Origin of the sequence: Nocardia sp. NPDC049737 (assembly GCF_040674755.1) — a bacterium.
Classification (GTDB): Bacteria; Actinomycetota; Actinomycetes; order Mycobacteriales; family Mycobacteriaceae; genus Nocardia.
Genome location: NZ_JBFANH010000014.1, coordinates 169,847 through 193,598, shown reverse-complemented (window position 1 = coordinate 193,598; position 23,752 = coordinate 169,847). Strand labels below are relative to the sequence as shown.

29 protein-coding genes are annotated in these 23,752 nt (G+C 65.2%); 16 read left to right on the top strand and 13 right to left on the bottom strand.

Features of this window, described 5'->3' with window-relative positions:
- The first annotated feature begins 3 nt into the window (after positions 1-3).
- The 6 genes from AB0J47_RS20435 (at position 4) to AB0J47_RS20410 (ending at position 3,219) form a co-directional block, all read left to right on the top strand.
- On the top strand, positions 4-483 hold the full coding sequence (locus AB0J47_RS20435) for a sigma-70 family RNA polymerase sigma factor (RefSeq protein ID WP_364347793.1): 480 nt from the start codon (positions 4-6) through the stop codon (positions 481-483).
- Complete coding sequence (locus tag AB0J47_RS20430) at positions 483-1,097, top strand: methylated-DNA--[protein]-cysteine S-methyltransferase (protein ID WP_364347906.1); 615 nt, start codon at positions 483-485, stop codon at positions 1,095-1,097. Before AB0J47_RS20435 ends, AB0J47_RS20430 begins: the two co-directional genes overlap by 1 nt.
- A gap of 11 nt (positions 1,098-1,108) precedes the next feature.
- Positions 1,109-1,828: a 2OG-Fe(II) oxygenase gene (locus AB0J47_RS20425; protein ID WP_364347791.1), complete on the top strand. Its 720-nt coding sequence runs from the start codon at positions 1,109-1,111 to the stop codon at positions 1,826-1,828.
- A 1-nt stretch (position 1,829) separates the two neighbouring features.
- Complete coding sequence (locus tag AB0J47_RS20420) at positions 1,830-2,084, top strand: Ada metal-binding domain-containing protein (RefSeq protein ID WP_364347789.1); 255 nt, start codon at positions 1,830-1,832, stop codon at positions 2,082-2,084.
- A gap of 62 nt (positions 2,085-2,146) precedes the next feature.
- Positions 2,147-2,659: a methylated-DNA--[protein]-cysteine S-methyltransferase gene (locus AB0J47_RS20415; protein ID WP_364347786.1), complete on the top strand. Its 513-nt coding sequence runs from the start codon at positions 2,147-2,149 to the stop codon at positions 2,657-2,659.
- 47 nt (positions 2,660-2,706) lie between these two features.
- Positions 2,707-3,219, top strand: coding sequence for a DUF664 domain-containing protein (locus AB0J47_RS20410; RefSeq protein ID WP_364347783.1), 513 nt, complete (start codon positions 2,707-2,709; stop codon positions 3,217-3,219).
- Between the two features lie 2 nt (positions 3,220-3,221).
- Here AB0J47_RS20410 and AB0J47_RS20405 read toward each other — a convergent pair whose 3' ends face one another.
- On the bottom strand, positions 3,222-3,785 hold the full coding sequence (locus tag AB0J47_RS20405) for a TetR/AcrR family transcriptional regulator (RefSeq protein WP_364347780.1): 564 nt from the start codon (positions 3,783-3,785) through the stop codon (positions 3,222-3,224).
- 139 nt (positions 3,786-3,924) lie between these two features.
- Here AB0J47_RS20405 and AB0J47_RS20400 point away from each other — a divergent pair, with 139 nt between their 5' ends.
- Together AB0J47_RS20400 and AB0J47_RS20395 are read left to right on the top strand one after the other, a co-directional pair.
- Positions 3,925-4,212, top strand: a complete 288-nt coding sequence (locus AB0J47_RS20400; RefSeq protein WP_364347777.1) for an antibiotic biosynthesis monooxygenase family protein — start codon at positions 3,925-3,927, stop codon at positions 4,210-4,212.
- Positions 4,213-4,235: 23 nt separating this feature from the next.
- Positions 4,236-4,826: a DUF2867 domain-containing protein gene (locus AB0J47_RS20395; RefSeq protein ID WP_364347774.1), complete on the top strand. Its 591-nt coding sequence runs from the start codon at positions 4,236-4,238 to the stop codon at positions 4,824-4,826.
- Positions 4,827-4,853: 27 nt separating this feature from the next.
- On the opposite strand, the gene AB0J47_RS20390 is transcribed toward AB0J47_RS20395, so the two are convergent.
- The 3 genes from AB0J47_RS20390 to AB0J47_RS20380 form a co-directional block, all read right to left on the bottom strand.
- Entirely contained in the window at positions 4,854-5,423 is a 570-nt protein-coding gene (locus AB0J47_RS20390; protein ID WP_364347771.1) for a DUF3558 domain-containing protein, read from the bottom strand.
- On the bottom strand, positions 5,420-5,809 hold the full coding sequence (locus tag AB0J47_RS20385; RefSeq protein ID WP_364347768.1) for a hypothetical protein: 390 nt from the start codon (positions 5,807-5,809) through the stop codon (positions 5,420-5,422). Before AB0J47_RS20385 ends, AB0J47_RS20390 begins: the two co-directional genes overlap by 4 nt.
- Before the next feature lie 82 nt (positions 5,810-5,891).
- On the bottom strand, positions 5,892-6,053 hold the full coding sequence (locus tag AB0J47_RS20380; protein ID WP_364347915.1) for a hypothetical protein: 162 nt from the start codon (positions 6,051-6,053) through the stop codon (positions 5,892-5,894).
- A 73-nt stretch (positions 6,054-6,126) separates the two neighbouring features.
- Between AB0J47_RS20380 and AB0J47_RS20375 the strand changes: the two genes are divergently transcribed.
- Positions 6,127-7,620 carry an NAD(P)/FAD-dependent oxidoreductase gene (locus AB0J47_RS20375; protein WP_364347765.1) on the top strand — a complete coding sequence of 498 codons (1,494 nt, stop codon included), beginning with the start codon at positions 6,127-6,129 and terminating at the stop codon, positions 7,618-7,620.
- Positions 7,621-7,627: 7 nt separating this feature from the next.
- On the opposite strand, the gene AB0J47_RS20370 is transcribed toward AB0J47_RS20375, so the two are convergent.
- The gene (locus tag AB0J47_RS20370) at positions 7,628-8,302 is read right to left on the bottom strand and encodes a TetR/AcrR family transcriptional regulator (RefSeq protein WP_364347762.1); all 675 of its coding nucleotides are present in this window, start codon (positions 8,300-8,302) and stop codon (positions 7,628-7,630) included.
- Between the two features lie 120 nt (positions 8,303-8,422).
- Between AB0J47_RS20370 and AB0J47_RS20365 the strand changes: the two genes are divergently transcribed.
- Together AB0J47_RS20365 and AB0J47_RS20360 are read left to right on the top strand one after the other, a co-directional pair.
- Positions 8,423-9,370: a metal-dependent hydrolase gene (locus AB0J47_RS20365; RefSeq protein WP_364347759.1), complete on the top strand. Its 948-nt coding sequence runs from the start codon at positions 8,423-8,425 to the stop codon at positions 9,368-9,370.
- Complete coding sequence (locus tag AB0J47_RS20360; RefSeq protein WP_364347756.1) at positions 9,367-10,437, top strand: PDR/VanB family oxidoreductase; 1,071 nt, start codon at positions 9,367-9,369, stop codon at positions 10,435-10,437. The genes AB0J47_RS20365 and AB0J47_RS20360 overlap by 4 nt, the downstream gene beginning before the upstream one ends.
- Before the next feature lie 2 nt (positions 10,438-10,439).
- Here AB0J47_RS20360 and AB0J47_RS20355 read toward each other — a convergent pair whose 3' ends face one another.
- The gene (locus AB0J47_RS20355) at positions 10,440-11,135 is read right to left on the bottom strand and encodes a TetR/AcrR family transcriptional regulator (protein ID WP_364347753.1); all 696 of its coding nucleotides are present in this window, start codon (positions 11,133-11,135) and stop codon (positions 10,440-10,442) included.
- Between the two features lie 164 nt (positions 11,136-11,299).
- Here AB0J47_RS20355 and AB0J47_RS20350 point away from each other — a divergent pair, with 164 nt between their 5' ends.
- Positions 11,300-12,871, top strand: a complete 1,572-nt coding sequence (locus AB0J47_RS20350; protein WP_364347750.1) for a succinic semialdehyde dehydrogenase — start codon at positions 11,300-11,302, stop codon at positions 12,869-12,871.
- 43 nt (positions 12,872-12,914) lie between these two features.
- Positions 12,915-13,745, top strand: a complete 831-nt coding sequence (locus tag AB0J47_RS20345) for an SDR family NAD(P)-dependent oxidoreductase (RefSeq protein WP_364347747.1) — start codon at positions 12,915-12,917, stop codon at positions 13,743-13,745.
- Between the two features lie 59 nt (positions 13,746-13,804).
- Here the strand turns inward: AB0J47_RS20345 and AB0J47_RS20340 are convergent, their stop codons facing one another.
- Positions 13,805-14,605: a putative protein N(5)-glutamine methyltransferase gene (locus AB0J47_RS20340; protein ID WP_364347744.1), complete on the bottom strand. Its 801-nt coding sequence runs from the start codon at positions 14,603-14,605 to the stop codon at positions 13,805-13,807.
- 101 nt (positions 14,606-14,706) lie between these two features.
- Entirely contained in the window at positions 14,707-15,549 is an 843-nt protein-coding gene (locus AB0J47_RS20335) for a YdcF family protein (protein ID WP_364347741.1), read from the bottom strand.
- A 236-nt stretch (positions 15,550-15,785) separates the two neighbouring features.
- On the opposite strand from AB0J47_RS20335, the gene AB0J47_RS20330 reads away from it, so the two are divergent.
- The gene (locus AB0J47_RS20330; protein WP_364347738.1) at positions 15,786-16,640 is read left to right on the top strand and encodes a bifunctional 5,10-methylenetetrahydrofolate dehydrogenase/5,10-methenyltetrahydrofolate cyclohydrolase; all 855 of its coding nucleotides are present in this window, start codon (positions 15,786-15,788) and stop codon (positions 16,638-16,640) included.
- A gap of 233 nt (positions 16,641-16,873) precedes the next feature.
- Here AB0J47_RS20330 and AB0J47_RS20325 read toward each other — a convergent pair whose 3' ends face one another.
- Complete coding sequence (locus AB0J47_RS20325) at positions 16,874-17,356, bottom strand: MarR family transcriptional regulator (protein WP_364347735.1); 483 nt, start codon at positions 17,354-17,356, stop codon at positions 16,874-16,876.
- An 81-nt stretch (positions 17,357-17,437) separates the two neighbouring features.
- On the opposite strand from AB0J47_RS20325, the gene AB0J47_RS20320 reads away from it, so the two are divergent.
- A complete protein-coding gene (locus AB0J47_RS20320; RefSeq protein WP_364347732.1) occupies positions 17,438-19,198 on the top strand; it encodes an ABC transporter ATP-binding protein in 1,761 nt (586 codons plus the stop codon).
- Between the two features lie 27 nt (positions 19,199-19,225).
- Here the strand turns inward: AB0J47_RS20320 and AB0J47_RS20315 are convergent, their stop codons facing one another.
- Positions 19,226-19,636 (bottom strand): helix-turn-helix domain-containing protein, encoded by a 411-nt coding sequence (locus AB0J47_RS20315; protein ID WP_364347730.1) that lies wholly within the window; start codon positions 19,634-19,636, stop codon positions 19,226-19,228.
- Between the two features lie 67 nt (positions 19,637-19,703).
- Here AB0J47_RS20315 and AB0J47_RS20310 point away from each other — a divergent pair, with 67 nt between their 5' ends.
- Positions 19,704-20,612 carry an NADP-dependent oxidoreductase gene (locus AB0J47_RS20310; protein ID WP_364347727.1) on the top strand — a complete coding sequence of 303 codons (909 nt, stop codon included), beginning with the start codon at positions 19,704-19,706 and terminating at the stop codon, positions 20,610-20,612.
- Positions 20,613-20,615: 3 nt separating this feature from the next.
- Here AB0J47_RS20310 and AB0J47_RS20305 read toward each other — a convergent pair whose 3' ends face one another.
- From AB0J47_RS20305 to AB0J47_RS20295, 3 genes are all read right to left on the bottom strand, one after another.
- Entirely contained in the window at positions 20,616-22,034 is a 1,419-nt protein-coding gene (locus tag AB0J47_RS20305; RefSeq protein WP_364347724.1) for a hypothetical protein, read from the bottom strand.
- 133 nt (positions 22,035-22,167) lie between these two features.
- A complete protein-coding gene (locus AB0J47_RS20300; RefSeq protein ID WP_364347721.1) occupies positions 22,168-22,920 on the bottom strand; it encodes a L,D-transpeptidase in 753 nt (250 codons plus the stop codon).
- Between the two features lie 164 nt (positions 22,921-23,084).
- A complete protein-coding gene (locus tag AB0J47_RS20295) occupies positions 23,085-23,717 on the bottom strand; it encodes a cyclodeaminase/cyclohydrolase family protein (RefSeq protein WP_364347719.1) in 633 nt (210 codons plus the stop codon).
- Between the last annotated feature and the right edge of the window lie 35 nt (positions 23,718-23,752).

The following is a 23,752-nucleotide window of genomic DNA, read 5'->3' as shown; positions in this document are numbered from 1 at the left end:
AGCGTGAGATTGCCTCCGTTCGAGGAAGTGGTGGCCGAGTACGGCCCGATGGTGCTGCGCGTGTGCCGGGCGGTGCTCGGTCCGACGGATGCCGCCGATGCGTGGTCGGAGACCTTTCTGTCGGCCCTGCGGGCCTATCCCGAGCTCGACCCGAAGACGAATATCGAGGCATGGCTGGTCACCATCGCGCACCGGCGCGCGATCGATGTGGGGCGCGCACTGACCCGCGCGCCCGTTCCCGCCGAAACCCTGCCCGATCGCATGGCACCCGATGCCGACCCGGCCGAATACGACCGCGATCTGTGGGACGCACTCGCGGTGCTGCCGCCCAAACAGCGTCAAGCGGTGGCCTACCACTACCTGGCGGGTCTACCGCACGCGGAAATCGCTCAGCTGCTGGGCAATTCGACTGATGCCGCCCGTCGCGCCGCCGCCGACGGCCTCAAAACATTGCGCAAGCTCTACCCGAAGGATCGAACATGATGGCCACTATCGACCGGGATCCGGACGGCCTCTTCGACGGCCTGACCCCGAACTCCGCCGAGATCCTGTCCCAATTGCGTCGACGTCTGGCCGCCGACGCCCAGGCCGCGGGCCTGCTCGACGTCGCCTACCGCACGCTGGACACGCCCGTCGGCACCTTGCTGCTCGCGGCCACCCCCGCGGGTTTGGTGCGGGTCGCCTACCCCAACGAGAACCACGACACCGTACTCGCCACGCTCGCCGAGCGGATCAGCCCGCGTGTGCTGGCCGCCCCGAGTCGTCTGGATGCTGCCGCCCGTGAGATCGAGGAGTACTTCGCCGGTGCGCGAACACAATTCGATCTGCCACTCGATCTGCGGTTGACCGTCGGGTTCCGGCGTCAGGTGATCGAGCATCTGAGCGATATCGGCTACGGACATCGCGAGAGCTACGCCGATGTCGCCGCGGCCGTCGGCAGTCCGCGCGCGGTTCGTGCGGTCGGCTCGGCCTGTGCGCACAATCCGCTGCCGGTGGTCATCCCGTGCCACCGGGTGGTGCGCCGCGACGGTTCGATCGGCCAGTACGTCGGTGGTGTCACCGCCAAGACCACCCTGCTCACGCTCGAAGCTGCGTGAAAGGAGAGGCGATGACAACCCTTGCCGCACTGGAAGAACGAGTCGAGGCACAGCCGTGGAGCGTTCTTACCGAGGAGATCGATGCATACGGCTGCGCTCAGACCGGCCCGTTGTTGACTCCGGAGGAATGCGCCGAATTCAGCGCCATGTGGGAGGATCTGGGCCGCTTCCGGTCGACGATCGATATGGCTCGGTACCGATTCGGCCAAGGCACCTACCGGTACTTCGCCGATCCGGTGCCCGCGCCGATCATGCGGTTGCGCAGGGCTTTCTACCGCGAATTGCTGCCCATCGCCCGTACTTGGGCCGAGCGACTCGACGATCCGACGCCTTGGCCCGACGAGTTCGACGATTGGCTCGACACCTGTCGCGCCGCCGGTCAAGCCAAGCCGACGCCAATCCTGTTGCGCTACACCGAAGGTGACTGGAATGCCCTGCACCGTGACCTCTACGGCGAGCTCGTCTTTCCGCTGCAGGTCGTAATCGGCCTGGACCGTCCCGGCATCGACCACACCGGCGGTGAATTCCTCCTGGTCGAGCAGCGCCCTCGCGCGCAATCCAAGCCGATGGTCACTATCCTGGAACAGGGCCACGCGCTCGTCTTCACCACCCGAGACCGGCCAACTCCATCGGCGCGTGGTTGGTCTCGCGCCCCGATCCGCCACGGCGTCAGTCGAATTCGTAGCGGTCACCGACACACCCTGGGCCTGGTTCTGCACGACGCCGAATGAGATGTACACCCTGACCGACGCCGACGGCCGCCCGTATCCCAGCCCCACTCCGGGCCGATTCGGCGGTCATCGGCGCGGCAAACTCTACGGCCGCCTCGACTGCCCGTCGGCCTTGCGTGCGTTGGCGCGCGGCCACTACCGCACTCAGCGTGTCTTCTTCGCCGATGAACAGACCGCCGTCGCCGCCGGTTACCGGCCGTGCGCGGTCTGCCTGCCTGCGGCATACGCGGCATGGAAAGTTGACTCCGGCAGGTGATCTCACGTTTCGGTACTGGGCGGCGTCTACCTGATGAAGGCTCGAAAGAAGGGAGCAACATCATGTCCGATACCGCCACCGCACGACTGGTGCACGGCTCGACGCTTGGCAACCTGCTGATCGAAGCGAACCAGACCGGTGTCACCATGGTCGCGTTCACCGACGCTCCGCCGACCGGATCGTCGGGCAAAAACGTCACGGCGCGTGAGCATCTGGAGATCGCCGCAGATCAGATCGACGAATACTGCACCGGCGAACGCCAGCAGTTCACGGTACCGATGGATCTGACGGATATGAGCGCATTCGATCGAGAGGTCCTGCGGACACTCGAGGCGACCACCGGATACGGCAGAACAACCACCTATGGTGCTCTGACCCGCCAACTCGGCCGCACCGTAGCCGACGCTCGCAAGGTCGGCGGTGCGCTGTCTCACAACCGACTGTTGATCCTGCTCCCGTGCCACCGCGTGATCGGAGCCGACGGATCCCTGACCGGCTATGCGGGTGGACTGCCTGCCAAACGAGCCCTGCTCGACCTCGAATCGGCCGACCTGCTGCTGCCGCTGGGTGGATAACGGCACGATCGGGAATATCGGCGGCGGCTGTGTGCTTGCATGAGGTCATGACGAGCGCTGAGTTGTTGGTCGATGCCTTCGGACGGGTTCGGGAGAATGTGCACGGCGCGGTCGAGGGGCTCGGACAGGCCGAGTTGGCGGCTCGGATCGATCCGGACGCCAACTCCATCGCCTGGTTGATTTGGCATCTGACCCGGGTGCAGGACGACCACGTCGCGGACGTGGCGGGACTGGAGCAGGTGTGGACGGCGGCGGGCTGGGCCAAGCGGTTCGACCTGCCGTTCCCCGCCGAGGCGACCGGCTACGGGCACCGCGCCGCGGAGGTCGCCGAACTCGGCGGGATTTCCGCCGAGCTGCTGCTGGGCTACTACGACGCGGTGCACGCGCAGACGATCGACTACGTCTGCGGACTCGCCGATGCCGATCTGCCCCGCATCGTCGACCCCCGCTGGGACCCGCCGGTCACCTTGGGCGTACGGCTGATCAGCGTCGTGGACGACGATATCCAGCACGCCGGCCAGGCCGCCTTCATTCGCGGAGTTCTGCTGCGCCGCAGGTAGTTTCAGCGCTCCGGCGCAGCCTCGAACAGCAGGTCGGCGGCGCGGACGACCACCTCGAGGCGGGTTCGCTCGTTGTGGTCGGCGGCGAGGAAATGTTTACCGACCGCCAAACAGAATGCGAGCAGCGCGCGGGCCTCTATTTCGTCGGGATCCGAGCAAAACTTGCCGAACAGCTCGCGCGCATACTCCATCCGGTCGTTGTCTACCCGACGTAGCCGTTCGGCGACCGCCGGATCACGGCGGGCCCAGTCGCGCACGGCGAGGTCGATGGGCAGGCGCTCGTCGGAGAAAGTGAGCAAGCCCGCGCGCCGAATCTTGGTCTGTGGGTCGCCGCCCTCGCTCTCGACCTGCGCGCGAACCTCATCGGTGCTCTCGTGCTCCCACGTATCGAGCATTTCCTCGAGCAATGCGTTGCGGTCGGCGAAGTGCCCGTAGAAGCCCCCCTTGGTGACACCGAGTGCCTGCGCGAGGCTCTCGATGCGGACAGCATCGGGACCGCCGGTCGACAGCGCCAGCAGGCCCTGCTCGATCCAGCTGCTTCGTGGGGTGCGAGTGACGGCAACCATACCTTCAGTATCGCGGACGGTGTTGACACCGCCGCACCGCTGGCTACGATCGAAGTATACGGCACCGTATATTTGAAAGCCGTTGGTACATCAGCGATTGCGAGGGCTACGGTGTCCTCGCCAACGAGAGGGGACCGTCATGACGGTCGGATTCGTCGCATTCCACTACCCACGACCCGAGGATTTCGACGACTTCGTCGCCCGGGTCCGCAAAGTCGGCGCGGTGCTGCGATCGGTGCCCGGATGCCTGTCCGCTGACTGCTGGGTCACCACCGATGGTGGTGACGCGGTCGTCTCCACGGGACAGTGGGAATCCGACGAGGCGTTCGCGGCGTCCTTCGCGGCCGTCGCGGCGGCCGATGTAGACGTCACCTTCGACGAGCGCGAAGACCGTCCGCGCAAGATCTTCGAACTCGCATCCCGATGACGGCCTCGGATATGGATGGCGCAATGCGACTACCGAATTCCGCACACACATCCCGGCTCTGGCGGATCCATGACATAGCGCCCGATTTCGGGGTCGAGGATGTCTGGGAATTGCCGACACCCGGCGGTCCGGATGATTTTCCGCGGCTGGTGCGGCAGATGACCTCGGGTAACAATGCGAGTGAATTCTCCGTCGTCTACCGAGTGCTGTTCGCGATCCGCTGGAAGCTCGGTGCGTTGCTCGGCTGGGACAGGGCCGACGCGGGTATCGAGGCGCGCGTACCGTCGCTGCGTGACCGGTTGCCCGCTGATCTTCGCGACGTGCGTGGACCAGTGTTCGAGGGCGCCCCATTCCGCTCGATCTACCTGACCGACACCGAATGGGCCGCCGAGATCGCCAACCGAACCATGCACGGCGTGATGCATATCGGTTGGGTCCGCGACGAAACCGGCGGCTACCGCGGCCAGATGGCCGTATTGGTCAAACCGAACGGCCCACTCGGCAAGCTCTATATGGCCGGAATCCTGCCGTTCCGCTATCTGCTGGTGTACCCCGCGCTGATGCGCGGTATCGAAAGTGGCTGGCGAGCGGCGGGCGATCCGGTTGCGGGATAATCGGATTCGCTCCAGGGCGACAACCTGTCAGCTGCCTTGGGGGAGCTGTGGGACGACGGCTTCGGCGATTTCGGTGACGTTATCGCAGGGGGTGAGTTTGCGGGGGTGCAGGCCCCGGGGATCGTCTACGAGAATGTAGAGGGAGCCGGATTTCATATCGATATTGACGGTGCAGCCGCCGGGGACGTCGGGGCGGGCCTCGTAGCGCAGGGCTTTGCGGCCGTGGATGGTGAGTTCGGTTGCGGTGGGGAACTTTTCGCGAACCTCGGCGAGGGTTCCATTGGTGGTCTGGACACCGAAGCTGTAGCGCGCTTGTGCGAGGTAGGCGCAACCTGTCCAGGTGAATGCGCCGGTGGTTGTTTGCTTGTGCTCCGGAGCTCGGGCATCCCATTGATGCTGAGCCAGAAATTGCGGCGTCAAGGCGGTGCAGGGATCGAATGCCGTCGCGGTGGTGTCGGACGAGCCGGGCGCGGAGGTCGAAGTGATGCTCTGCGGGGTCGGTGAGCCCTTGTCACTCGTGCATGCGGTGAGAAGTGCCAGCGCGGCCGCCGACAGCGCCGGACCGGTCAGCCGCCGATTGCGCAGCGGCTGGCTCATACGCGGATCTCGCGAAGCTGACGGGCGAATTCGGCGTCGGTCTGCTCGTAGGTGTCGCGGATGGTCTTGAACAGGTTCTGGATCTCGGTGGCGATTGTTATGTAGTCGCCGATGGTGTCGTATGCATTGTTCGGACCGCCGAAGGCCTTCTCCCGGAACAACTTCACCAGTTCGATGGCGGACGTGAGCCGGGGATTGTTCTCACCGAGGCCCCAGGACTCTTTCTCGCCGAGCGACCGGGCATCGTGCTGCGCGACCGTGAGCTCGTCGATGAGGCTCTGGCAGGCCGCGTCGATATCCAGAAACGCCTGCGGTTCCATCCGCACCTTCAGCGCCCCGGTCTTCGCATCCTCGGTATACCCGCCGAACGGACTATCAACAGCCATCGCGGTCGCCCCTTCCTTATCCCGTCTGATCATAGAGACGCACACGCCGAGGAAACGGTTCCATCGAAACATATGTGCGTTTTCAGGAAGTCGGTGTGGGCTCCTCCTCGACCACCGGGACAGTGCCCCCGGCGGCGAACCACCACCCGGTAGCCACCAATTCGCCCGCCCCCATCAGCGTGACCAGCGCGGGCACCAACAGCATCCGAACCAACGTCGCATCCACGACCAGGGCGATGATCATCCCGATGCCCAACAGATAGGCTGGAGGTGAAGTCGGTGCGAGTCGCGCCGCCGAATATCGGAGGACGAGATCGATGACGGTCGCTGGCGAGCACGTCGATGTGCTCATTGTCGGTGCCGGACTGTCCGGCATAGGCGCGGCGTATCACCTGCGGTGGGCCTTCCCGGGGAAGAGCTATGCGATTCTGGAGAGCCGCGACGCGATCGGTGGCACCTGGGATCTGTTCCGCTATCCGGGAATTCGCTCCGATTCCGATATGTACACCCTCGGCTATCGCTTCCGTCCATGGCTGGGGGACAAGTCGATCGCCGACGGGGCGGACATCCTCGACTATGTGCGCGCCACCGCCGCCGAGAACGGGATCGACCGCAATATCCGCTTCAATCATCGAGTCGTCGGTGCCGAATGGTCCTCGCGGGAGAACCGGTGGACGGTGCGCGCCGAGCGGACCGATACCGGCGAAACCATCACATTCGCAGCAGGATTCCTGTTCTGCTGCTCCGGTTACTACCGCTACGACGAGGGCTACACCCCGTATTTCGCGGGTACCGAGCGTTTCGCCGGGCCGACCATCCATCCGCAGCACTGGCCGCGTGATCTCGATGTCGCGGGCAAGCGCGTGGTGCTGATCGGCAGCGGCGCGACCGCGGTGACGCTGGGACCGGCACTGACCGACCAGGGCGCGCACGTGACGATGCTGCAACGCTCACCGAGCTACATCATCTCCGCACCCGCCCGCGACGACCTCGCCGTAAAGGCGCGCAAATTCCTACCGACTCGCGCCGCTTACGCGGTGGCCCGGGCCAAGAATGTGGCGCTGGCCACCGCGATTTACCAACTGAGCCAACGGTATCCGCAATCCATGCGCAAGCGGATCAAGGGCTGGCAGCGGCGCTGGCTGCCGGCGGGCTACGACATCGATACCCACTTCACCCCGATATATGATCCATGGGATCAGCGACTGTGCTTGGCCCCCAATGGCGACTTCTTCCGCGCGATCCGCAAGGGCCGATTGGATATCGTGACCGATAAGGTCGAGACATTCACCGAGACCGGCCTTGCCCTGGCCTCCGGCGCGACCCTCGATGCCGACATCATCATCACTGCAACGGGTTTGAATCTACTCGCCTTCGGCGGCATGGAACTTTCCGTCGACGGACAGCCGGTGCACCTCTCGGAACATATGGCCTACAAAGCCATGATGCTGTCGGATGTGCCGAATTTCGCATATGTCATCGGATACACCAATGCGTCGTGGACGCTGAAGGCGGATCTGGTGTGCGAGTACGTCGTTCGGCTACTACGCCACATGCATGACAATGGATACGCCCGCTGCACGCCGGTGCGCGATCCGTCCGTCGGCGCTGCGTCGCTATTCCTGAATTTCAATCCGGGCTACGTCCAGCGTGCCGCGAGTCAATTCCCGATCCAGGGGACCAAGGCGCCATGGCGCCTACGCATGAATTACCTACGCGATCTGTTCACGCTGCGCCACGGTAAGATCACCGATCGCGCAATGGTTTTCGAACGGTCGCGGGATCGGGATCCGGTGTCCACGCAAGGGTAACGGCAGGTCAGTGTGACTCCTGCGGCTCGGACGATCGCGCGGCCGCGATATGGCGCAGCACGCTGGTGGCGTGATCATCGAACCGTTCGCGCGGAATATCGATCGTTCCATCCAGCCACGGACGGTACATATACGCCATCGCGCCGAAGATGGCGTTCGAGTTCAGGCTGTTCTCGTACTGGTCCGGTGGGGTCTGCGGCCCATCGTCACCCAACCCGATCGTGAGCGCGATCGGGGCGGTGAACAATTCGATGAGCTCATTGCCTCGGTCGCCGAGTACCCGGGTGGCCTGCGATTCCACGAACATGATCTGGCCGCGGCGGCGATCCTCGATCAGATATTCGGTGAACGCCGAAATGGCATGACGAAATAGTTTCTCGGGTTCGGGCGGCGCGGTGGCCAGCGCCGCGAGCAGGCATTCCTGCGCACCGAGAACGACGGTTTCCAAGGCCGCGGTGAGCAGTTTGTCCAGATTCGGGAAGCTCTCGTAGAAGTAGCGCTCGGTGAGTCCGGCCTGCCGGCAGACCCCGCGCATGGAGATATCGGAGGCTCCGATCGTGGCCATCAACTCGATGGCGGCCTCTACGAGCTGTTCGCGGCGCGCGGCGATTCGGTCGGCCGGGGGCGTGCCGCGCCAGCGGCGCATGCCCGGTATCGATCCATCGGAAACGGCGTCGTTCATGGCTCGATCCTCCCATAGCGGGGAAGTTGACATCATGTGATGTTGACAGCATTTGATGTTGACAGCGTCTGATGTCGGCAATACCCTGATCTTCCAGGGACCAGACGTGAGGACCATCAGATGGGCACTGCTTACGCCGATCAGGCTCATGCCATCAACGCGCGGGACGTCAGCTTCGATTTCGATTCGGTGCCGATGCACTACATCCCCGGCGAAGTGATGGCCACCCACATCATCAATGTGATGCACCTGGTGCTCCCCGAGGGCGAGCGGGCCATGGCGCAGGCGCTGGCCGAGGCGCTGCCGCTGATCGATGACGAGCGATTGCGGGAAGAGGTCCGCGGCTTCATCGGTCAGGAGACGATGCACGCCGGTTCGCACGAGAAGGCCCGCCACCAATTGGAACACCTCGGGCTCGATGTCGGTCCGATGGTGGATCGCGTCGCCTGGCTGATCGATCGGCTGCTCGGTGACCACGGACTGTCCGGCCGGGCCAAACACGAATGGCTGTGTGAGCGACTCGCCCTGTTCGCGGGAATGGAGCACTACACCGCAGTCATCGGCGAATGGCTGCTCACCAATGACAAATTGGCGGCCAAGGGAATGCATCCGGCAATGCTGGATCTGGTCCGCTGGCATGGTGCCGAGGAGGTCGAACACCGCAGCGTCGTCTACGACGCGTACATGCATCTCGACGGCGGCTACGCCCGCAAGGCGCGTCAGGCGCTGATCGCCAGTTCGGGTTTGCTCGCGTTGTTCGTGATTTCGGGCGCCTACCTGTTCCAGCGTGACCCTTCGCCGAATAAGGGCCGGTGGTGGCCGCTACAAATGGCCAGTGCCTCATTGCGTGGTGTGGTGCCGAACTTCACCACTTTCTTGACCGAGATTCCGCGGTACCTGCGGCCGGGATTCCATCCCTCCCAACTCGGTCCGATGGATAACGCACTGCGCTACCTCGCGCGGTCGCCAGCGGCACAGGCAAGCGCAGTGACCGAGCGCAGCGAGGAAACCAACACAGTCGCCCGGGCGGGCGTGACACAGCCGAGCGCAAGCGAGGCGGAGTCATGACCGCCGTGGAGGAGCAGTTCCGGCCGGGAGCCGGGCTGCGGATGATCGCGTCGGCGGTGGACACCTACAAGCGGGTATTCACCGAAGGGAAAGCGGCGCAGCTGCTTTCGCGGCCACAGCCGGTGCGGCGCACCGGTTTCGATTTCGAGTTGGCGATCATCGGAATCGAGGCCGAGGCAGACGAGGTGGTCAGCCTGACTCTGTGCGATCCAGGCGGCGCGGACCTGCCCGCCTGGACGCCGGGCGCCCATATCGATGTATTCCTGCCCTCGGGTCGGCAGCGGCAGTATTCGCTGAACAGTGATCCGGAGGATCGCAGCTGCTACCGAATCGCGGTGCGCTACATCGCCGATGGCGACGGTGGTTCCCGCGAGATCCACGAGCAGCTGCGCGTCGGCGACCGAGTGTGGGTGCGGGGACCGCGCAATGCGTTCCCGCTCATCGACGCATCGGAGTACTTCTTCGTGGCGGGCGGTATCGGGATCACGCCGATTCTACCGATGGTCACCGCCACCGAACGTGCCGGAATACCGTGGCGGCTCATGTATTTCGGGCGCTCGCGGGCGCGGATGCCGTTCCTGTACGAGCTCGCTCACTTCACCGGTGGTGATGTGGTGGTGCGACCCGATGACGAGTACGGGGTGCCGGATCCGCGGATGATCTTCGAACAGACGCCGACCGGTGCCGCGGTATATGTCTGCGGACCACCGGCATTGGCGGAAGCCGCGCGTAAAGTGCTGCTGTTGCACGATCCGACGGCTTCGCTGCACACCGAGCGCTTCTCGGCGGTACCGGTCAGCAACGGTGCGCCGTTCCGTATTCGATTGCGCCGCAGCGAAGCCGAGGTCGATGTCGCGGCCGACGAATCCGCGCTGACCGCGATCCGGCGGGCAGTACCCGGCGTCGCCTACTCGTGCCAGCAGGGTTTCTGCGGGACGTGCCGGGCGAGTGTGCTCGCCGGTGAGGTCGAGCACCGGGACCGGGCGCTACTGCCCGGCGAGCGCAACAATGCGATGCTCACCTGCGTATCGCGTTCTCGCGGTGGCGAACTCGAACTCGATCTATAGGTTCACTGCGCGGCCGGGAAGATGCCCGGTAGCGTCATCGCGTATTCGAGATCGGCGCGGGTGCCGAGCGTGGTGAGCAGTACGCGGATCATGGTGAGCCGTCCAGCGGCAACGGTTTCCGCGTCCGGCTCGGCGCCGGGCGTGGTACCCGCTGAAATGCGATAGACCACATACTCGCAAACATGCAGGGCCGCATCGAGATCCAGCGGTGACGGTACCGGCCGGCCCAATTCCGCGAACGTTTCGCGCACCAGCGCGCGGATATCGTCCAGTGCCCGTTCGCGATAGGCCGATACTGGTGAGGCCGGATCGTGCAGTTCGGCGAACAGCGGGCGCAGCATCGCACCATGTCCACGGGCCCATCCGAGGTAGGCGTCGATGAGACGAATGCCGAGTTCGACCGGCTCGTCCGGACCGGTCAGTGCCGTGCGGATGCCGTCGACGAGGCCGTCGTTGGAGACCTCCAACACGACGTGCAGCGGTTCGGTGGCATTGCCGAAATAGCGGTAGAAGGTGGGTCGGGCCAGTCCTGCCTGTTCGATGATCTGGGCGACGCTGAGTCCGCGCGAGCCGCCGCGGGTGAATACCGCCGCGGTGGCGAGCACGATGCGGGCGCGGACCTCCTCGGCCTGCTCCTGGGTCTGTGGTGGTCTGCCCCGGCGGGCCGCGCCATTCGTGTGGGAAGTGTCAGTGGACATGGTGATGCCTCACAACTCGAAGCCTGACCCGTCTGTGTCCCACACCCGACAGCTTGACATGAGGTGCGGCACCGGCATTAATCTAACACTAGTGTTCAGGAAATGGCTGAACTCGGCTTACCGCCTCGTCCAGCACAGGCGCCCGACCCAGGAGAGGGCCGACAATGACGACCGCCCGCCAGCTGACCGAACCGACGGCCCTGCCCGCGGCCCTGGTGCAACCCCTGCTGAATCGTGCGATCGCGGGCGGTGCCCCCGCGGTGGAGGTGTTTGCGCCCGCGACCGGACACAAGATCGCGGACCTGCCGCAGTCCGCTACCGGCGACATCGAAACGGCCTTCGCGACCGCGCGCACCGCGCAGCAGGAATGGGCGCGGCGCTCGGTCCGCGAGCGGGTCGCGGTGCTGCGGAAATTCCACGACATCGTGCTGGCCGAACAGCACACCATCCTCGATATTGTGCAGACCGAGACCGGTAAATCGCGCGCGCACGCCTTCGACGAGGTCGGGGATGTCGCGGTCAATGCCAGGTACTACGCGTCGGTCGCGAACAAGCTGTTGGCCCCCCGCAAGCCGCGCGGAGTGCTGCCGGTATTGACCCAGGTCGATGTGCGGCATCGGCCCAAGGGCGTGGTCGCGGTGATTTCGCCCTGGAACTATCCGCTGGCCCTGGCGGTCTCCGACGCCCTGCCCGCATTGGCCGCCGGAAATGCCGTGGTCGCGCGCCCGGATAACCAGACTGCGCTGACCGCACTATGGGCCATCGATGCCGCCGAGCGCGCCGGGCTGCCGCGCGGACTCTGGCAGGCGGTGCTCGGTCGGGGTTCGGTTATCGGCGGTGAGGTGATCGCGCGCGCCGACTATGTCGACTACACCGGGTCCAGTGCGACCGGCCGGACCATCGCGCAGCAGGCCGGGGCACGGCTCATCGGTTATTCGCTCGAACTCGGCGGCAAGAATCCGCTGCTGGTGCTGGCCGATGCGGATGTGTCCCGGGCGGCCAAGATCGCGATTCGGGCCTGCTTCGCCTCGGCGGGGCAGCTGTGCGAGTCGATGGAGCGAATCTATGTGCACGACAAGGTCTATGACCAGTTCGTCGGCGAATTCATCGAGCATGTGCGGGCGATCGAATTGGGCGGTGCGCTCGATTACGCCAGTGATATGGGGTCTTTGACATTCCAGCGCCAATTGGACACCGTCAGTGCGCATGTCGACGACGCCGTCGCGAAGGGCGCACAGGTGCTGGCGGGCGGCAGGGCTCGTCCCGATCTCGGACCGTATTTCTACGAGCCGACCGTGCTGACCGGAGTGCGTCCCGGGATGACGGTGTATCGCGAGGAGACCTTCGGGCCGGTGGTGTCGATCTATCGGGTCGGCAGCGACGATGAGGCGGTCGAGCAGGCGAATGACACCGCATACGGACTCAATGCGAGCGTCTGGACCAAGGATGCCGATCGAGGCCGCAAGGTAGCCGCGCGCATCAATGCGGGTTCGGTGAATGTGAACGAGGGCTTCATCGCGGCATGGGGGAGTGCGGACGCGCCATCGGGTGGGCTCGGCATTTCGGGTACCGGGCGTCGGCACGGTCCAGAGGGCTTGTTGAAGTACATCGACACCCAGACGATCGCGGTGCAGCGGATGCTCCCGATCGCGCCGCTGCCCGGCATGTCCGAGGAACTGTGGGCGAAGACGATGACGCTGTACTTCGGCGTCATGAAGGCGCTGCGTCAAAAGTAATTGCGCCAGAAGTTATTTCACGAAGAAATCAGGATGAGGACGAATGAAACTGGACACGGTAGCCGATAAGAAGGTCCTGGTCACGGGCGCGGCAATGGGCCTGGGTAAGCGGTTCGCCGAGCGGGCGGTGCGTGAGGGCGCGGCCGCGGTGGTGCTGTGGGATATCAACGAATCCGCATTGAAGGAGACCGCGGTCGAGTTGTCCGGTCGCGGTGTCGCCATTCATCACTATGTGGTCGATGTATCCGCGCAGGACGCCATCGGAGAGGCCGCGGCGGCGGTGCGCGCCGAAGTCGGCGATATCGATATCCTGATCAACAATGCGGGCATCGTGCGCGGCAACAGTTACTTCTGGGAGACCACCGATCGCGCCGATATCGATAAGACGATCGCCATCAATTCCCTTGCGCCGATGTACATTACGCTCGAATTCCTGCCCGCGATGGTGCGCGGCACGGGTGTGGCGCGCGTCTTGACCATCGCGTCCTCGGCGGGTCTGGTTTCCAATCCGCGCATGAGCGTGTACGCGGCCTCGAAGTGGGCGGCGCTGGGCTGGTCGGATTCGGTGCGCATCGAACTCGAACAGGCGGGCCACGACCACGTGCAGATCACGACGGTCTGTCCGACCTACATCAATACCGGAATGTTCGATGGCGCGAAGGGGTTCCTGTTCACGCCGATCCTGGAACAGGACGATGTCGTAGATACCTCGTGGCGGGAAATGAAGGCAGGCACTCCACTTGTGATCCTGCCGTGGACCTCCCGCCTCAACAAGGCGATCTCCGGTCTGCTGCCGATCAAGCTGCGCGATCTGTTCCTGAATTCGGTTGGTGTGTACCACTCGATGGACGAGTTCACCGGGCGCAAGAAGTAGCGGCCTCGGATCGCCCGAGCGGTCGTATCCAGTTCATCGGCGTTGCGTGGTGGCCTGCATCACGTATTCGGCTTGGTGCCGATTACCACGGTGGAGTAGAACTCATCGGATTCGGCGATGCGGCCGGTGAAGCCGTGCGCGGTGAGGACGCTGATCGAGGGCATGGCCTGGGCTTCGGTGGATTCGACCAGCAGGTGGCCGCCCGGCGCGAGCCAGCTGCGGGCGGCAGCGACGACACGGCGGAAGATATCCAGGCCATCGGGACCGCCGTCGAGGGCGGTGCGCGGTTCGTAATCGCGTGCCTCCGGCGGCATCTTGGAGATCATCTCCGATGGCACGTACGGGGTGTTGGCGAGCAAGATATTGATGCGCCCGGACAATTCACGGGGAAGCGGCTCGAAAAGGTCGCCTTCGTAGACGGGCGCGCCGATCGGGGTGAGGTTGCGGCGGGCGCATTCGACCGCCATAGGTTCGATATCGGTAGCGGCGAGTTCTATCTGACGGCCTTCGGCGGCCAGAGTTTTGGCCAGCGCGAGACCCAATGCGCCTGAGCCGCAACATATATCGACGACGAGGGGGTGCGCGGACATGGCGCGAGCGAGTTCGGCGGCCTCGTCGACGAGGAAGACCGTGCGCTGGCGCGGTACGAACACGCCCGGGGCGACCGCGACACGGATGCCGTGGAATTCGGTCCAGCCCAGCAGGTATTCCAGTGGAGTTCCGGAGACCCGTTGGGCGACCAACTCCATGAGATCGGCACCGGTCTCCGTCGCGGCGGCGATGAGCAACCGTGCCTCGTCTTCAGCGAATACACAGCCCGCGGCGCGCAGTTGCGCGACCACATCTCCGGTTGATGTCATCGGAATATCGTGCCGTGTTTGCGGGTGTGGTGGTGGCCGAGCGTGCACTTTTTGCGTTTGTGCCATTTCGGGGCCGAATGTGCACGCTCGGACCGGGTCGCTCAGCGGGTGGTGGCGAGCTGGAATGTCCGCGTGGCGTCCAGGTAGATGCCGCGCTGCGCCTGCCTGCCGGGCGGCGGCAACTGTGATACCAGCTGCTCGAGTGAGGTCATCGCCCCGACCACCTGGGTGCCCGCGACGATGAAATCGGCGACCGCGCGCCGGATGTGGTTGGGCGAGGTGACCACGACCGCGCTGTTCGCGCCGAGATCCCGCAGCATCCTGGTGCTGAAAAGTGCGTTCTGCACCGTAGATCCGGCCCGGCTCTCGACATTGATCCGGGATGCGGGCAGGCCATTGCCGACCAGCCAGGCCCGCATGGCCTCGGCCTCGGTGATCCCGTTCTGTGGATTACCGCCTGTGACGACGATCGGTGAAAGTGGTGAGGCGACCGCCTGCAACCAGGCCGCGGTCAGCCGGTTCACCAATTCGGGGCGCAGCGAACCGTCCGGGAGCAGGCCGTAGCCGAGCACCACGATTCCGGTCTGCGGTCCGACGATCGCGGGCAGCGGATTCGGCAGGGTGGCGATCGCGGCGCCGATCGCGCCGAGCACATTATTGGTGCCCTGGGCCATTGCCGGGTCGGCGGCGGCGAGGCGGGCCAGCGCATCGGCCATGGCGGGCAGGTCACCGGCGTAATGCGACCAGATCGCCTGCAGCGAAAGGGCCTCGGTATCAGCCGGGTCGGCGGCGATCAGCTGTCGAAGTTCGGCGCGTCCGGCGGCATCGTCGCCGTCGGTGAAGGCACGCTGGGCGGAGTTGTAGAGCACGTCGGTTTCCGGCGCCGCGATGGCGGGTGCGCCCGATAGTCCGGTGATGGTCGCGGCTGCGAACGCGGTCGCCACCCATAGTTTCCAATGCCTCGAGATCTTCACTGCAGTCGACACCTTTCCACGCGTGAAACGGGGTATGAGGTCGGTAAGCTGACAGTTAGCCATTGGCGAGCACAATCACAATACGACTGGTAAAGGCCATAAACTGGGAATTGCCAGGCGTTGTTTCCGGCGTTCGGGTAAACCGGGCCGCGCGCAGGACGACCAGCGGAACCAGCCGCGCGGTGCAGCCGATAAGGTGTGACAACGTGGATACCGTTTCGCTGTCCGGCAAGGAACTCGCCGCCGCCATCAACGCCGACACCAAGCAGCGCGCCGCCGCGCTCACCGCGGGCGGAACCGCGCCGCGCCTGGCCCTGATCGTGGCCAATGACGATCCGGCCAGCGCGTGGTACGTGAACTCGCTGCGCAAGGCCGCCGAACGTCTCGGAATCGCTTGCGACACCATCGAACTCGGTGCGGACGCGAGCATCGAGCGGATCCGCGAGGAACTCACCGCCCGCAGCGCGGACAGCGCCATCGATGCGATCATGCTGCAGACGCCGCTGCCCGCCGGTGTCACCCTCGACGATGTCAGCTCCGCCATCGCCGCCGGCAAGGACGTCGATGGCGTCAGCCCGCTCTCCCTCGGCCTGCTCGCCTCCGGCCTCGACGGTTTCGTCCCCGCCACCTCCGAGGCCGTCGTCGAACTACTGAAGCATCACGAAATCCCGCTCGCCGGTCGGCATGTCGCCGTCGTGGGCCGCTCCAATATCGTCGGCAAGCCCCTTGCCCAACTCCTGCTCGCCGAAAATGCCACCGTCACCATCTGTCATTCCCGCACCACCGACCTCCCGGTCGTCACGTCCGCCGCCGATATCGTCGTAGCCGCCGCCGGCCGCATCGGCCTGGTCACCGGCAAACACGTCCGCGCGGGCGCGACTGTCATCGACGTAGGCACCAACGAAGCCCCCGACGGCAAAATCGTCGGCGACGTCGACGCGGAAACCGTCCGCGGCAAAGCCTGCGCCCTCAGCCCCGTCCCCGGCGGCATAGGCCCCGTAACCACCGCCCTCCTCATGCGCCACGTAGTAACCGCCGCCGAAATTTCCCGCTCCGCCTAACACGCACCGCCCCAAGGACTTCGGCACTACGACCTGGCTACCTTGCCCGCAGCCACGGCGTGGATGTCGCGGGGTGACGCTGGCCGGTCCCGATGGTGCGGCTATTCCGGGCGACGATCAACGTCGAGACCGGGCAGGGATGCCTGGCCCGCTATGGGCTAGGTCCGTCTCGGCGGCGATGTCGGTCTGCGCCCTCGCAATCGGACCGGCGGGCGAGGCCGGCATGTCCCAATTCAGCACCGGGGCGGCGGGGAGGTCAACGAGATGTTCGTCCCAGCGGATGGGCCGACCGGCGCCTCCGAATCGAGTGCGGCAAGTAAATCGCGAAGCGTTGTGCGCTGCTGTTCACTCAGGCTGGCAAAGACCTCTTCAGCGGCCGCACGGCGGGCCGCGGCCATCTGCGAGAGCGCGGCTATGCCGGAGTCGGTCAGCGTCACCAGGGTCGAGCGGCGGTTGGTCGGGTCGGGCGCGCGCGTGACCAAGTCCGCGGCTTCGAGCGCATCGACGACGGTGGTGGCCGATCGCGGCACGATGCCCAGGTGCTCGGCGAGTATGGCCATCCGCAGTGGCTCGTCGTGGTGGCCGATAATGCGGAGAGCACGGGCCTGACCTGGGGTAATGCCTAGCGGGGCGAGTCGGGCGACCTGGTTGCGGCGGATGCGTTTCGCGGTGCGCAGGAACAGCTCGGGAAGGTCGGGATCGAGCGCGATATCCATTCGTTGAGCATAACTCATTGTTTTGGGAACAATTATGAGTCATGCTCAGTTTGCTGTAGTAGTCCTCGGAAGGAGGCGCCTATGCGGCCCCCACATCAACTTCGCCGGATCGTCCGGCTGTTTCGTCCGTATCGCGCGCGCTTGGCATTGGTCGCCGCGCTCGTAGGTCTGTCGTCACTGGTCGCGCTGGCATCACCGTTCATGTTGCGCGGCATCCTCGATGACGCCCTGCCACACGGCCGCACCGATCTGCTGACCGTGCTGGCGGCGGGCATGGTCGCGGTGGCCGCACTCACCAGCATCTTCGGCGTGCTCCAGACCTACATTTCCACCGCGGTCGGTCAAGAGGTCATGCACGATCTGCGCGCCGCGGTGTATGCGCAATTGCAGCGAATGCCGTTGTCGTTCTTCACGACTACCCGCACCGGTGAGGTGCAGTCGCGGATCGCCAACGATATCGGCGGCATGCAGTCGACGGTCACCTCGACCGCGACCTCACTGGTCTCGAACTTCACCACCGTGACCGCCTCGGTGATCGCCATGATCGCCCTGGACTGGCGGCTCACCGTGGTCTCACTGGTCATGCTGCCGTTCTTCGTCTGGATCAGCCGCCGCGTCGGCGACGAACGCAGGAAGATCACCGCGCAGCGGCAGCAGAAATTGGCGGGCATGTCGGCGATCGTGGAGGAATCGCTGTCGGTGAGCGGCATTCTGCTCGGGCGCACGATGGGCCGCTCGCCCGCGCTGGTTGCGGATTTCGCGCAGGAGTCGCGTGGGCTGGTGGACCTGGAGATCCGGTCCGGCATGGCCGGACGGTGGCGGCAGTCGACGATTCAGATCGTCATGGCGGCCATGCCCGCGATCGTCTACTGGGCGGCGGGATTGACCGTGGCGGCGGGACATCCGCTGGTTTCGATCGGCACCCTGGTCGCCTTCACGACCTTGCAGACCAGCCTGCTGCGGCCGATGGTGCAACTGCTGTACACCGGCGTGGAGGTGCAGAGTTCCATGTCGCTGTTCGGCCGGATATTCGAATACCTGGATCTGAAGCCGGATATCGAGGAACCGATAACGGCTGTGCCGGTGCCGGATTCGGGCGTCAAGGGCGCGGTCCGCTTCGAGCACGTCGGCTTCACCTATGGAGCCGGGACTCGGGATGTTTTGCAGGACATCGACATCGCCGTCCCCGCCGGGTCCAGCTTGGCAATCGTCGGCGAAACCGGTTCGGGCAAAACCACGCTCGGCTACCTGGTGGCGCGACTCTACGATGTGACATCCGGACGGGTCGAGATCGACGGAATCGATGTGCGCGACTTGTCGTTTGCCGATCTGGCCGCGGCCGTCGGCGTGGTCTCGCAGGAGACCTACCTGTTCCACGCCTCGGTCGCGGACAATCTGCGCTTCGCCAAACCCGATGCGACCGATGAGCAGTTGTACGCCGCGGCGCGGGCCGCGCAGATCCACGACCATATCGCGAGCCTGCCGGACGGTTACGACACGCTGGTCGGCGAACGCGGCTATCGGTTCTCCGGCGGTGAGAAGCAGCGTTTGGCGGTGGCGCGGGTGATTCTGCGCAATCCGCCGATCCTGGTACTCGACGAGGCCACCAGCGCACTGGACAACCGGACCGAGCAGGAGGTGCAGGCCGCCATCGATGCGCTCTCCGAAGGCCGCACCACCATTACCATCGCGCACCGGCTCTCCACCATCCGCGACGCCGACCAGATCGTGGTACTCGACCGCGGCCACATCATCGAACGCGGCACCCACCGCGAGCTCATGGACGCCGAGGGGCGCTACGCGGCCCTGGCATCCGGTGGCGACCTCCTGCACGCCGCCTGACCCACGGCTGAAAGACGCGGGTGGCATTCAGATGGGTTCGGGCTCGGCACGTGTATCGAATTCGTCGCGGGCGGAGAGGATTTCATTGTGGTGCTGCACCGACCAGACCCCCATCGCGTGGCTGAGCTCCCCGAGGCTGGCACCCAGATCGGTCAGTGAGTACTCCACGCGTGGCGGGACGGTGGGATAGACCGCACGGCGGACCAGCCCATCGCGCTCCAGATTGCGCAGCGTGCGGGTGAGCATCTTCTGGGTGATGCCGTCGAGCCGACGTCGCAGATCGTTGAAGCGCACCGGCCCGCCAGCCATGCGCAGCACACCGAGGACCAGCAGCACCCATTTGTCGGCGAGCACCGTCAGCACTTCGCGCGCCGGACAGTTGGTCAGATAGCTCTTGACCAGGTTGTCGGAGCCGGACCAGTCGACAATAGTATCCATCGGGTACCTCGGGATCATTGAAGTGCCTTCTTTCCCTTGGATACTAGGGGACCGCAGAATCGAGGGCATGCTCGCAATCACGCAAAAAACATTCGGTGGTCCCGAGGTTCTGGAAATCGTCGAGGTCGATCGGCCGAGCGCCGGACCTGGCGAGGTGGTGGTGCGGGTCGCCGCCACCGGTATGAATGCGGCGGACTGGAAGCTGCGGTCCGGACTGGTGCGCAAACTCGGGGATCCGCCGTTCACCCTCGGCTTCGATGTGTCCGGGATCGTCGATGCCCTCGGTGCGGGTGTCGAGCAATTCCGGGTCGGCGACGAGGTCTACGGCATGGTGCTCAGCCGGTCCGGCGGCTATGCGGAATACGTTGTGGTGCAGGCGGATTTCCTCGCACCGAAACCGGCGATCCTGGATCACATCCACGCGGCCGCCGTGCCTACGGCAGTGCTGACCGCATGGCAGGGACTTACCGAAGTCGTTGCCGGACAACGGGTGCTGGTGCATGCGGCGGCAGGTGGTGTCGGGCATTTCGCAGTGCAGATCGCGAAGGACCGTGGCGCGTATGTGATCGGCACGGCCCGCGCCGCCAACCACGAATTCCTGCGGGAAATCGGCGCGGATGAGGTGATCGACTACACGACATGCGATTTCGCGGACGCGGTGGGTGATGTCGACGTCATCGTCGATCTCGTCGGCGGTGACTACGGATCGCGTTCGCTACCGGTGCTCGCCGCGGACGGTCGCCTGATCGACGCACAGGGCAATGATGCCGAGGGCGATCCGCGGTACGAGCGGCTGTATGTCAATCCGTCCGGCCGCGATCTGCGCGAGCTGGCCGCCCTGTTCGAGGCGGGCCGGTTGCACGTGGAAATCGATCAGGTGCTGCCGATGGCAGAGGTGGTCAAGGCCCATCACCTGAGCGAATCCGGGCACGTCCGCGGGAAAATCGTACTGGTGCCATGGAATTCGCCGGTATGACCGTCAGGCCGCGCCGATTCCGGTGATGAGTGTCTGGTTGCCCACCCGCGCCGTCGTGACGACCTGAGGTTTGTAGGTGACCGATGTCGAATCGGGCCGGTGCTCGGTAACTTGCACCAGATACTGACCGACGGACGCCCCCGGCGTAATGCTGATGCAGTGGGTGGTCCCGGCCGGAATGCCATCGATGCCCTGTTGAATCGTCCCGGCAGGCGAGACGGATGCATTGGGCACGACGAATTCTCGGGTCGCCGCGCCGGATCGGGTGACGTAATACGCGTACTGGAACGCGAAGATGACGCCCGGTCCGGAATCCATTCCGCCCGCACCGTTGCCGGTGATGGTGTCCCCGACCCGCTCGGCCGGGCACTCCGCGGCGGAGGTGGAGCCGGAGACCGCGACCTGGCTGGGAGTGGAGGAGGCCACCGTCGCCGGTTGCGGATCCGGCCGAATTTGCACGAAAGCCACCACGAGCAGTCCGGCCGCCGCGACCGATCCGACCAGCACAGGCATCCACCGGCGCTTCGATCGATTCCGTCCGGACCGATCGATCATGGCCGCCAAGGCATCCTCATGCCGGAAGTAGTCCGGCGCAGACGGTTTCGACTCTTCGGGCGCTTCCTCGACCCACTCGGACCACTCACTTCGATAGTCGAACTCCTGCCGCGCGGGTCCCCTGTCGTCTGCCTGAATCGGGTGCTGCTCGTATGTGCGCGGAGCGTAATGGTTCGGATCGTGCCAGGCGGCCTCGCCGTGGGCGAACCCCGGATGAATCGGGTTCTGGCGCATCGGATCTCGCTGGAGCGGAGCCCGCCTGGGCGGCTCCTGGGGAACAGGCGTATGCCAGTTCGGCTCTTGCGGGGCGGGAGAGCTCGGGTTTCGGGTGATGGGTGCCTGACGAATCGGGTCCGGCAATGTCAGCGACTGCTGCTCACTGTCCTGCACGGTCGGTGCCTGATGCATCGAGACATGTGGGTCCGGGGCCGGACGCGCGGGAACTTCCTGCACGGGAATATGCGGGATCGGTCCGGTTTGCCTCGGGCCCTGGGGATCCGGAGTTGGGGGATTCGGAGCCGGGAGTTTCGGAGCCTGGCCTCCGGGAACTTGTTGGCCGCGAATGCGCCGGAACGGGTCGGTATTCGTCGGCGCCCGGTCGACCGGTACTCGGGGCGGCGGCCCGGATTGCGTTGCGGCGTGGTCGATCGGAACGCGCCGTAGTGGGCCGGTGTCGATAGGTGCGCCGTCGACCGGAATCCGGGGAATCGGCCCGGTCGGCGCATTGTCTTCGGTGAAGCCGATCCGGTGGAACGGGTTCGGCGGTGCCGGAGTCTGGTATGCCCTCGGCGCACCGAGCGGTTGTTGTGGTGCAGCGCCCGGCGGCGGGCCCGAATTCGCCCGCGAGGTCATATCCGGTCGATCCATCGCCCACCTTCATCGGGTCATACGATCACGTGTGTCTCGCAGTTGTATCAACCCCGGCAGGATACTGCCAGGTTTGCCGCGCGTGACGAAATTGAAGGGAGGTGTCGCGAAGGAAAAACGGATTGATTACGGCTCACCAGTGCACGGTGACCGGATCGCCGACGCCGACGGTCTGGTAGTACCAGGCAGCGTCATCGGGCGCCAGGTTGATGCAGCCGTGGCTGACATTGGCATTGCCCTGCGAATCCACCGACCACGGTGCGGAGTGCACGAAAACCCCGCCCCACGTAAGGCGTTCGGCGTATTCGCCATTGATGACGTAGCCCTCGGGCGAGCTCAGCGGGATCCCGATGGTGCGTGAGTCGAAGACGATGGAACGGAACTTTTCCAGCACCGGGAACGTACCTGTCGGTGTCTCGTGGCCAGGCTTGCCCATGGATGCGGGCACCGACCGCGCGACTGCTCCGCCGATGTTCACGGTGAAGGTATGCGCCGACATATCGGCGTCGGCGACCACGCCCGCATTGGTGCGGAACTCCGTGCGCGCGTTACCGACCTGCACCGAGATCGGCGCCCGGGCTGGCAGGAAACTTGTTGGCGTCCAAGTCAGTTCACGATCATTTGCCCAGGATAAGGCTCCAGGCAGCGGCTCGGTGGCTCGAATATCGACCAGTCGTTCGGCTCGGTCGCGGTTGGCGACCGGATTGGCGAATCGAATCGTCACCGGTGCCGCGATCCCGACTTCCTGGCCTGCCGACGGGGTAATCGTCGCGACGACGTCGGCGCTTGGTTTGAGGATCGTAGTGGCGAATGCCGTTCCGGACCCGAAGGCCCCCAAGGCGACGATCGTGGTCGCGAGGAACAGGTATCTGAGTGCGCTCCGCATTGTCCACCCCTTCACGCTGGTGTGGGACGCAGAAATCCAGTCTAGGACTTCATGATCAACTCGACGTACCGGTTCTGTAACGGCCGTCCAAGTCCACAGTTTTTCGTATAGGGGCGACATACCCGGCATGAAACCGAACAAACGATCCGACCGGTCGGTCGATTTCAGCTGCGTACGGCGTGCAAAACGTCCGCGTGCAATGCGTCCGCACGGGCAGTGATCTCGTCGACGCGGATCAGCACCGCCGCGAACTTATCGCCCTGTTCGGCGCTGAGCGAGCGGACGTTTATTTCGATATTGAGCTGCGAACTGGTGGCCGCGGCCCGTGCCGCGTCGGCGGCGGCGCCGATATCGGTGACCACATTGGGATTGCCGATCGGCAGCAGTTCGGTGGCGAGAGAGAGCACCTCGTCGGCCTCGTCGAGGACCGCGGCGGGCACCCGGGCCGCCTCGAGCAGCGCGGCGGTAATGGCATCGCTGCGCGCAGCGACCTGCTCCGGGGAATCCTTCGACAACTTGTAGGCGTTGCCGACGGCGGTGAATGCCGCCGCGTCGGCATCGGCCAGGGCCAGCGCGCGCTCGCGGGCCGCGTCGGCCGCCTCGATGATCCGGTCGATGACCGGCCGGTGCTCGGCGTCCTTGGCGCGGGTGGTGTAGCGCGCGACCATCGCGACCAGCGCGGCGCCCTGTGCGGCGTGCAATGCGGCGACGGCACCGCCGCCTGGTGCGGGCACCTTCGCGGCCAGGTCGGTCAGGTACTGCGCGAGGGTGGCCTCAGCGAAGGCGGGCTGCGACACGTCGGGTGGCCTTTCGTTTTCCTGCGACGACAGTG

What these genes read in the sequence shown, in the direction of transcription:
- AB0J47_RS20395 (WP_364347774.1), top strand. Translation starts at nt 4,236, where the DNA reads ATGCGACTACCGAATTCCGCACACACATCCCGGCTCTGGCGGATCCAT.
- AB0J47_RS20320 (WP_364347732.1), top strand. Translation starts at nt 17,438, where the DNA reads ATGCGGCCCCCACATCAACTTCGCCGGATCGTCCGGCTGTTTCGTCCG.
- AB0J47_RS20300 (WP_364347721.1), bottom strand. Translation starts at nt 22,920, where the DNA reads ATGCGGAGCGCACTCAGATACCTGTTCCTCGCGACCACGATCGTCGCC.
- AB0J47_RS20410 (WP_364347783.1), top strand. Translation starts at nt 2,707, where the DNA reads ATGACGAGCGCTGAGTTGTTGGTCGATGCCTTCGGACGGGTTCGGGAG.
- AB0J47_RS20405 (WP_364347780.1), bottom strand. Translation starts at nt 3,785, where the DNA reads ATGGTTGCCGTCACTCGCACCCCACGAAGCAGCTGGATCGAGCAGGGC.
- AB0J47_RS20310 (WP_364347727.1), top strand. Translation starts at nt 19,704, where the DNA reads ATGCTCGCAATCACGCAAAAAACATTCGGTGGTCCCGAGGTTCTGGAA.
- AB0J47_RS20305 (WP_364347724.1), bottom strand. Translation starts at nt 22,034, where the DNA reads ATGGATCGACCGGATATGACCTCGCGGGCGAATTCGGGCCCGCCGCCG.
- AB0J47_RS20325 (WP_364347735.1), bottom strand. Translation starts at nt 17,356, where the DNA reads ATGGATATCGCGCTCGATCCCGACCTTCCCGAGCTGTTCCTGCGCACC.
- AB0J47_RS20355 (WP_364347753.1), bottom strand. Translation starts at nt 11,135, where the DNA reads ATGTCCACTGACACTTCCCACACGAATGGCGCGGCCCGCCGGGGCAGA.
- AB0J47_RS20350 (WP_364347750.1), top strand. Translation starts at nt 11,300, where the DNA reads ATGACGACCGCCCGCCAGCTGACCGAACCGACGGCCCTGCCCGCGGCC.
- AB0J47_RS20315 (WP_364347730.1), bottom strand. Translation starts at nt 19,636, where the DNA reads ATGGATACTATTGTCGACTGGTCCGGCTCCGACAACCTGGTCAAGAGC.
- AB0J47_RS20375 (WP_364347765.1), top strand. Translation starts at nt 6,127, where the DNA reads ATGACGGTCGCTGGCGAGCACGTCGATGTGCTCATTGTCGGTGCCGGA.
- AB0J47_RS20425 (WP_364347791.1), top strand. Translation starts at nt 1,109, where the DNA reads ATGACAACCCTTGCCGCACTGGAAGAACGAGTCGAGGCACAGCCGTGG.
- AB0J47_RS20360 (WP_364347756.1), top strand. Translation starts at nt 9,367, where the DNA reads ATGACCGCCGTGGAGGAGCAGTTCCGGCCGGGAGCCGGGCTGCGGATG.
- AB0J47_RS20340 (WP_364347744.1), bottom strand. Translation starts at nt 14,605, where the DNA reads ATGACATCAACCGGAGATGTGGTCGCGCAACTGCGCGCCGCGGGCTGT.
- AB0J47_RS20420 (WP_364347789.1), top strand. Translation starts at nt 1,830, where the DNA reads ATGTACACCCTGACCGACGCCGACGGCCGCCCGTATCCCAGCCCCACT.
- AB0J47_RS20380 (WP_364347915.1), bottom strand. Translation starts at nt 6,053, where the DNA reads ATGATCATCGCCCTGGTCGTGGATGCGACGTTGGTTCGGATGCTGTTG.
- AB0J47_RS20400 (WP_364347777.1), top strand. Translation starts at nt 3,925, where the DNA reads ATGACGGTCGGATTCGTCGCATTCCACTACCCACGACCCGAGGATTTC.
- AB0J47_RS20365 (WP_364347759.1), top strand. Translation starts at nt 8,423, where the DNA reads ATGGGCACTGCTTACGCCGATCAGGCTCATGCCATCAACGCGCGGGAC.
- AB0J47_RS20385 (WP_364347768.1), bottom strand. Translation starts at nt 5,809, where the DNA reads ATGGCTGTTGATAGTCCGTTCGGCGGGTATACCGAGGATGCGAAGACC.
- AB0J47_RS20430 (WP_364347906.1), top strand. Translation starts at nt 483, where the DNA reads ATGGCCACTATCGACCGGGATCCGGACGGCCTCTTCGACGGCCTGACC.
- AB0J47_RS20415 (WP_364347786.1), top strand. Translation starts at nt 2,147, where the DNA reads ATGTCCGATACCGCCACCGCACGACTGGTGCACGGCTCGACGCTTGGC.
- AB0J47_RS20390 (WP_364347771.1), bottom strand. Translation starts at nt 5,423, where the DNA reads ATGAGCCAGCCGCTGCGCAATCGGCGGCTGACCGGTCCGGCGCTGTCG.
- AB0J47_RS20345 (WP_364347747.1), top strand. Translation starts at nt 12,915, where the DNA reads ATGAAACTGGACACGGTAGCCGATAAGAAGGTCCTGGTCACGGGCGCG.
- AB0J47_RS20370 (WP_364347762.1), bottom strand. Translation starts at nt 8,302, where the DNA reads ATGAACGACGCCGTTTCCGATGGATCGATACCGGGCATGCGCCGCTGG.